We start from the raw sequence: 327 nt of genomic DNA on the forward strand, positions 1-327 counted from the left end.
GAGCATACCCCATACGGTTGATCTTTCCCATTTTGATATTCTTTTTTTCGTAGGAATCTTCTGGGCATTCAACTTTCTTGTAATCCCTCCAATACTTAAAAAATCTTCCGAATACAACCTATACACTTCCTTAACCACTAAGGCTTCTGCCTGGTTGATCTCATAGTAGGCGGCTGTTTCTTCTGTTTTTTTGATATAGTTATAACCATAAGGTGCCCCACATAATACACTAACCTCGCCTGATTTGGCTTTAAAACGCTTCCCTCTTCTTGACCTTTCTTTGATCATCGCTCTTTCATACTCTGCTATCATACCCTGGAATTGCAG

Annotated in this window: 1 protein-coding gene; it reads right to left on the reverse strand. The window is 39.8% G+C overall.

What is annotated here, in order from left to right; all coding sequences use genetic code 11:
- Positions 1-312 (reverse strand): recombinase family protein (locus AC04NP_RS30755; protein ID WP_482863966.1); only part of this gene is annotated, 312 nt, incomplete at its 3' end.
- Positions 313-327: the final 15 nt, after the last annotated feature.

This window comes from Agaribacillus sp. DX54, from assembly GCF_056858335.1.